This window comes from Rhizobium sp. R711, assembly GCF_002211365.1.
GTDB lineage: Bacteria > Pseudomonadota > Alphaproteobacteria > Rhizobiales > Rhizobiaceae > Rhizobium.
Genome location: NZ_LOKZ01000013.1, coordinates 83,899 through 90,661, shown reverse-complemented (window position 1 = coordinate 90,661; position 6,763 = coordinate 83,899). Strand labels below are relative to the sequence as shown.

The window sequence follows — 6,763 nt, the reverse complement described above, 5'->3', positions numbered from 1 at the left end:
CAACACAGCATCGGAGCCCTGATCGTCATCGACGATGACAGCCGCCCGGTCGGGCTCGTGCATTTCCACGATCTGCTGCGGATCGGCGTGGCCTGATCAGGCCGCTTCCACGGTCAGATCGCGGCCGCTGCTTGCCACCACCTTGACCCTAGTGCCCACCGGCAGATCGGGGCCGCTGACGCGCCATACCGTATCGTCGAGGCGAATTCGGCCACGCCCTTCACGAATGGGCTCGGCCAACGTTGCGGTGCGTCCGACAAGGCTTTCGGCCCGCTGATTGAGGAACGGCTGATCGGTTTCGCCATGCTGCAAAGTCAGCTTGCGGCCCATGAGCGTCGTCGCGACGGCAAGCAGCGCAAACAGGATGGCTTGAACCTGCCAGAACCAGAAGCTGCTATCCCAGAACAGCAACGACAATATGCCGACAATCAAGGCGGCAAGGCCGATCCAGACAAGGAAGAAGCCCGGCGCGATCAATTCAGCTGCCAACAGGATCAGGCCGGCGATCCACCAGCTCCAGGGTCCGAGTTCCGCGACAAGGCTGGCGATCATGGCTCATCGCTCCGTTGGCGGGTTGAAAGGGTTGACGGCCGGAGTGGTACGCGGCGTTGGCTGCGGGCGCGGCGCTGGCGGGGTCGGGTTATCGCCGAAGACCTCTTTGGCGATGGCCCCGATACCGCCAAGCGAGCCGATAAGAGAGGAAGCTTCGACGGGCATCAGCACGACCTTGGAATTGCCGGCGGTGCCGATCGAGGCCAGCGCTTCGGTGTATTTCTGGGCAACGAAATAGTTGATTGCCTGAACGTTGCCCGATGCAATTGCTTCGGACACCATCTTCGTCGCCTTTGCTTCAGCCTCGGCCAAACGTTCTCGAGCCTCGGCGTTGCGGAAGGCTGCTTCGCGCTGGCCCTCGGCCTGCAGAATTGCGGATTGCTTGGAGCCCTCGGCCCGGAGGATCTGGGCGTTACGCGAGCCTTCCGCTTCGAGCACCTGGGCGCGCTTCTCGCGTTCAGCCTTCATCTGCCGCGCCATGGCGTCCACGAGATCGCGCGGCGGCTGGATGTCCTTGATCTCGACGCGGGTTACCTTGATGCCCCAGGGCTGCACGGCATCGTCGACGACACGCAAGAGCCGGTCGTTGATTGCGTCACGGTTCGACAGCAATTCGTCGAGGTCCATCGAGCCCATGACCGTGCGGATGTTGGTCATCGTAAGGTTCAGAATGGCATTCTCGAGGTGCGCGACCTGATAGGCTGCCTCGGCGGCGTTGAGGACCTGATAGAAGGCGACGGCGTCGGTCGAGATAGAGGCGTTATCCTTGGTGATGACCTCTTGCGTCGGCACGTTGAGGACCTGCTCCATGACGTTCATCCGTGCACCGACGCGCTCGATGAAGGGAGTGATCACGTTGAGGCCGGGTTCAAGAGTGCGGGTGTAGCGGCCGAAGCGCTCGATGGTGTAGCGGTAGCCCTGCGGCACCGTCTTGATGCCGGCAAACAGGACCAGGATGACGAAGACCACCAGTGCAATGACGACGATGTCGAAGCCACTCAGAACCATAAAACTCCCCCGCGATAGAATCGACTGACGCAACCTTAAACGAGCCGACCTCAAACGCCAGTAGCTTCGGCCGGCGATGCTATTTGCTCATGGATTCGATATGGGGAGCCCGCTGGCTATTCACAACGGCGCCGCTTTGGCCTAGAAGACCCACAGGAAATACCGGTCGCAGCCCACCCGGTCAAAACAAGGGATCCTCATCATGAAGACTATCGTCATCTGCTCCGGCGGATTGGACTCCATTTCGCTCGCCCATCGTGTGGCGGCGGAACATCAGCTGATCAGTCTGCTTTCCTTCGACTATGGACAGCGACACCGCAAGGAGCTGGATTTTGCCACCGCCTGCGCCAAACGGCTGGGCGTGCCGCACCAGATCATCGACATCCGCACCATCGGCCGCCACCTAACAGGATCGGCGTTGACCGACGACGTCGACGTGCCAGACGGCCACTATGCCGAGGAGACGATGAAGGCGACCGTCGTGCCGAACCGCAACGCCATCATGCTAGCCATCGCTTTCGGCCTCGCTGCGGCTCAGAAGGCCGATGCCGTGGCCGTTGCGGTGCATGGCGGGGACCATTTCATCTATCCCGATTGCCGCCCGGGCTTCATCGATGCCTTCCAGGAGATGCAGAACCAGGCACTCGACGGCTATGCCAGCGTTTCGCTGCTGGCTCCTTATGTCAACATCTCGAAAGCCGATATCGTCACCGATGGCGCAAAATACGGGACGCCCTTTGCTGAGACATGGTCCTGCTACAAGGGCGGTACGCGTCATTGCGGACGCTGCGGCACCTGCGTCGAGCGACGCGAGGCTTTTCACCTGGCCGGCATCTCCGATCCTACGGAATACGAGGATCCGGATTTCTGGGAGGCCGCAACGTCTGGCTATTCGGCCAGGGAGGTGAAGTGATGTTTCGCATCACCAAGGAATTCCACTTCTCCGCATCTCACCAGCTCACGCATCTGCCTGCCGATCACCAGTGCGCGCGGCTGCACGGGCACAACTATATCGTTGTGGTGGAGCTTGCGGCCGCCGAGCTCGATGAGAACGGCTTCGTTCGCGACTATCACGAGCTTTCGCCGCTGAAGCGCTATATCGACGAGCGCTTTGACCATCGGCACCTGAACGAAGTCTTCGGCCATGACCGCGTAACCTCGGAATATCTCGCCAAGCACTTCTACGACTGGTGCAAGGAGCGGCTGCCGGAGACCTCGGCCGTGCGCGTCAGCGAGACGCCGAAGACGTGGGCGGAATATCGACCATGAGTGGGGCTCGCGAGGCGCAGATCCGCGTCAGCGAGATCTTCGGGCCGACGATCCAGGGGGAAGGCGTGCTGATCGGCCTGCCGACGGTCTTCGTCCGCACCGGTGGCTGCGATTATCGTTGTTCGTGGTGCGACAGCCTGCATGCGGTTGATAGCGAGTATCGCGATCAATGGCTGCCGATGACGGTCGACGGTATCTGGGCGGAGGTAACCCGGCTCTCCGGCGGCAAGCCGCTGATGGTGTCGCTTTCCGGCGGCAACCCGGCGATCCAGCCGCTTGGCGGTCTTATCGCGCATGGACATGACCAAGGCTACAAGTTCGCGCTGGAAACGCAGGGCAGCGTCGCCAGGGAATGGTTTGCCGATCTCGATGTGCTGGTGCTGAGTCCGAAGCCACCATCGAGCGGCATGGCGACGGATTGGGATGCCTTCGAAGACTGTCTCAAGATGGCCGCCGACGGGCCTAACATCGCGTTGAAGATCGTCGTTTTCGACGAGCGCGACTATGCTTATGCCCGCGAGGCGGCGGCCCGTTATCCACATCTGCCCGTCTATCTGCAGCCGGGAAACCACACGCCACCACCGCCCGACGACGACGATGCGCGCGTCGATATCGACGGCATCATGGACAGGATGCTGTGGCTGGTCGACATGGTTACCAAGGACCGGTGGTTCGAGGCACGTGTGCTGCCCCAGCTGCATGTCCTGCTGTGGGGTAACAAACGCGGTGTCTGATCAAACCCAGCCGAGCAGTTCGCGGCGGACGACCTTCTCCAGCACCCGCATGCCGTCTTCGCTGTCGTTGAGGCAGGGGATGTGGGTGAACTTCTCGCCGCCGTTTTCGTGGAAGGAATGGGCGGCCTGCTCGGCGATTTCTTCGAGCGTCTCCAGACAGTCGGAGACGAAACCGGGGTTGAGAACGGCGATCTTCTTGACGCCATCCTGTGCGAGCTTCTCGACGGTCTTGTCGGTATAGGGCTGGAGCCATTCTTCCGGGCCGAACCGGGACTGGAAGGTCACCATGAATTTATCTTTCGGCAGTCCCAGCCGTTCGCGCAGCAACTGGCCGGTTTTCTGGCACTGCCAGTAATAGGGATCGCCTTGCTCGGAATAGGAGAGCGGAATTCCGTGGAAGGAGGCAAGCACCATGTCCGGCTGCCAGTCGAGCGTCGCCAGATGGCTCGTCACCGAATTGGCAAGCGCTTTGATATAAGTCTTGTCGTCGTGATAATCCGGCACGGTGCGCAGCGCCGGTTGCCAACGCATCTTCAGGAGCTTCTGGAACGCCTTGTCATTGACCGTTGCCGTCGTCGCTGCGGCATATTGCGGATATAACGGGAACAGCAAGATACGATCACAGCCCTCATCTTTCAGCGCTTGAATGCGCGAGGGGATCGACGGCGTGCCGTAGCGCATGGCCCAGTCGACACGTACATTCGGCAGGTCGTCCAGACGCTCTGCCATTAGCTTTGCTTGGTTGCGCGTGTAGGTTCGCAGGTAGCTCTCATTCTCGTCCTTGTTCCAGATCGTCTCATAGGCCTTGCCCACCTTTTGCGGGCGGGTGTTGAGAACGATGCCGAACAGGATCGGATACCACTTCCAGGGCGACCATTCGATGACCCGCTTGTCGGTCAGGAATTCCTTTAGGTAACGGCGCATCGAGTTGTAGTCGGTGCCGTCAGGCGTGCCGAGATTGACGAGCAGGACGCCCACCTTGCCGGATTTCATGGGCGGATGGTCCGCCGGACGGTGCGCAGTATCAACAGTCGTCATCTAAACCCCGGTATCTTGTCTGCCCGGCTCACGCGCAGCCGGGCCTTGCTGGTTCACCCTATAGAAACAAAAGCCGGGCCGGGAAACCCCGGACCGGCTTTCAGGATCGAGACAAATCGTCTTACTTCGATGGAATCTGCAGTTCCTTGCCGATCGTCAGATGGTGCGGCGCGGGTTTGCCGTTTGCATCCGAAATTCTCTTCCAGAGTGTGCCGTTGCCATAGAACTGCTCGGCAAGATCCCAGAGCGTATCACCGGCGGCGATCACGTGGTTGGTTGGCGTATTGGGGGCAAGGGCTGCTGCGGGTGCTTCGGCCGTGGGCGCTGCCGCAGCGGGCGTGGATGTGGCCGGCGCAGTCGTTGCGGGGGCTTCCGTCCCCGATGCCGCAACCTCGGTGACGCGCCCATCGGTGTAGGGCTTGTAGGGCGAGTGGGCTGCCAGGTATTCGGCGGTCACGTCGGCAAGATCGGGTCCGAAGTCGTAGGCGTTCTTACCCGCCGTCTCGAAGATCGAGTAGCCGTCTCCACCTGCCCGCATGAAGTTGTTCGTGACAACGCCATAGGTCTTCGCGTCATCGAGCGGTACGAAGGCATCGCCGTCCTTGACCTCGACCGATACGAGGCGGCTGCCTGCGGGCTTGGTCTTGTCGAAGGTGTATTTCAGGCCGGACACCTGCGGGAAGCGGCCGGCGCCTTCCTCGATCTTGCCGAGGCCGTTTTCCAATGCCTTGCGGATATCAGCGCCCGTCAGCTGGAAGGTCGCAAGCGTGTTCTGGAACGGCAGAACGGTAATGACTTCGCCCTGGGTAACGTTGCCGGCATCGATCGATGCGCGCAAGCCGCCGCCGTTCTGGATCGCGACCGTCATGCCCTGGCTTTTGCCGCGGTCGAGCATGGCATCAGCCACGAGATTGCCCATCGAGCATTCCTTGACGCGGCAGACGGTGCGGTCGCCTTCGATCGGGGCTTCGCTGGAGCCGATGATCTTCTTGCGCAGTTCCTCGATCGGCTTGGCGAGCTCGGCGATCCGGGCGGTGAGTGTCGGATCGGGGGTGAAGGAAGAGTCGATCACGATCGGGCCGCCCTTGGCTTCCTTGACGACCCCATTGTCATCGAAGGTCACGAGGAGATCGCCGAGATACTTGCTGTAGGATGCAGCCTGAACCACCGGCACCTTATAGCCGCCGGGATTGTCGACCATCGTCGGATAAGGGCCTTCCGCCTTCGGATCGGTATTGGACAGCAGGCTGTGCGAATGGCCGCCGACGACAACGTCGACATCGGGGATCTTGGCAATTGCGGCGAGGTCGCGCGGATAGCCGACATGTGTCAACGCGATGATCTTGTTGATGCCCTGCTTCTTCAGGTCTTCGACGGCGGCCGTGATGGTCTGCACGTCGTCGGCAATCATCACCTTCGGGCCGGGCGAGGACAGTTCTTCCGTGTCGTTGGTCACCGCGCCGACGATGCCGATCTTCTGGCCGCCGACGTCAAGCACCAGAGAAGGCTTGATACGGTCGCCGAGCTTCGAGCCGTCACCGGCCAGGACGTTTGCCGAAATGACCGGGAATTTCACCTTGTCGAGGAAGGTTGCCAGGCCGTCCTCGCTGTCGTCGAACTCATGGTTGCCCACGGTCATGACGTCGAACTTCATGTCGTTCAGCACTTCAGCTTCGGCGGCACCCTTGTAGGTGGTGTAGAAGAGCGAGCCCTGGAAATTGTCGCCTGCATTGAGCAGCAGCACGTTCTTGCCACCAAGAGCGTCGCGGCGCTGGTCGATCGCGGTCTTCAGGCGGGCGGCGCCGCCGAAGCATTCCTTCTTGCCCTCTTCTTCGGCCGAGCAGGTGGAATCGAACTTGTTGATCGACTCGATGCGCGAATGGAAATCGTTGATGTGAAGGATATTGAGTTCGTAATCGGCAAAGGCGGCGCCGCTCGACAGCGTCAGCATCGACGCGGTCAGCAGACCGAACTGAAAGGATTTCGTCATCCTGCTCTCCTGATTTTGAGCGAAGCTAGCCCCTGCGCTCCGCCGTCCCTACGCGGTGATGTTTCCATTAAGCATTGGTGGCCGCAAGAGAAAAAGCTGTGACAGCGTTGACGCTTTCCGAGAGCGGTAAACAAAAAAAGCTCCCGCGAAGGGAGCTTTTATCGTTTGGTGC

General features: G+C 60.8%; 8 protein-coding genes. 4 read left to right on the top strand and 4 right to left on the bottom strand.

The genetic code is table 11. The features are described from left to right. On the top strand, positions 1 to 96 hold a 96-nt coding region (locus tag ATY80_RS30140; RefSeq protein WP_348626636.1), incomplete at its 5' end, for a CBS domain-containing protein. Here the strand turns inward: ATY80_RS30140 and ATY80_RS15805 are convergent. Then, complete coding sequence (locus ATY80_RS15805) at positions 97 to 552, bottom strand: NfeD family protein (protein WP_088693324.1); 456 nt, start codon at positions 550 to 552, stop codon at positions 97 to 99. It lies immediately after the preceding gene. 3 nt (positions 553 to 555) lie between these two features. After that, positions 556 to 1,560, bottom strand: coding sequence for an SPFH domain-containing protein (locus tag ATY80_RS15800; protein WP_088693323.1), 1,005 nt, complete (start codon positions 1,558 to 1,560; stop codon positions 556 to 558). 202 nt (positions 1,561 to 1,762) lie between these two features. Between ATY80_RS15800 and queC the strand changes: the two genes are divergently transcribed. The 3 genes from queC to queE are packed head-to-tail and all read left to right on the top strand — an operon-like array spanning position 1,763 to position 3,563. Next, the gene (gene queC / locus ATY80_RS15795) at positions 1,763 to 2,473 is read left to right on the top strand and encodes a 7-cyano-7-deazaguanine synthase QueC (protein ID WP_088693322.1); all 711 of its coding nucleotides are present in this window, start codon (positions 1,763 to 1,765) and stop codon (positions 2,471 to 2,473) included. Then, a complete protein-coding gene (gene queD, locus ATY80_RS15790; protein ID WP_088693321.1) occupies positions 2,473 to 2,829 on the top strand; it encodes a 6-carboxytetrahydropterin synthase QueD in 357 nt (118 codons plus the stop codon). Before queC ends, queD begins: the two co-directional genes overlap by 1 nt. After that, positions 2,826 to 3,563, top strand: a complete 738-nt coding sequence (gene queE, locus ATY80_RS15785; protein ID WP_088693320.1) for a 7-carboxy-7-deazaguanine synthase QueE — start codon at positions 2,826 to 2,828, stop codon at positions 3,561 to 3,563. The genes queD and queE overlap by 4 nt, the downstream gene beginning before the upstream one ends. On the opposite strand, the gene hemH is transcribed toward queE, so the two are convergent. Continuing rightward, on the bottom strand, positions 3,564 to 4,601 hold the full coding sequence (hemH, locus tag ATY80_RS15780; RefSeq protein ID WP_088693319.1) for a ferrochelatase: 1,038 nt from the start codon (positions 4,599 to 4,601) through the stop codon (positions 3,564 to 3,566). It lies immediately after the preceding gene. A gap of 121 nt (positions 4,602 to 4,722) precedes the next feature. Further along, entirely contained in the window at positions 4,723 to 6,591 is a 1,869-nt protein-coding gene (locus ATY80_RS15775) for a 5'-nucleotidase C-terminal domain-containing protein (RefSeq protein WP_088693318.1), read from the bottom strand. Between the last annotated feature and the right edge of the window lie 172 nt (positions 6,592 to 6,763).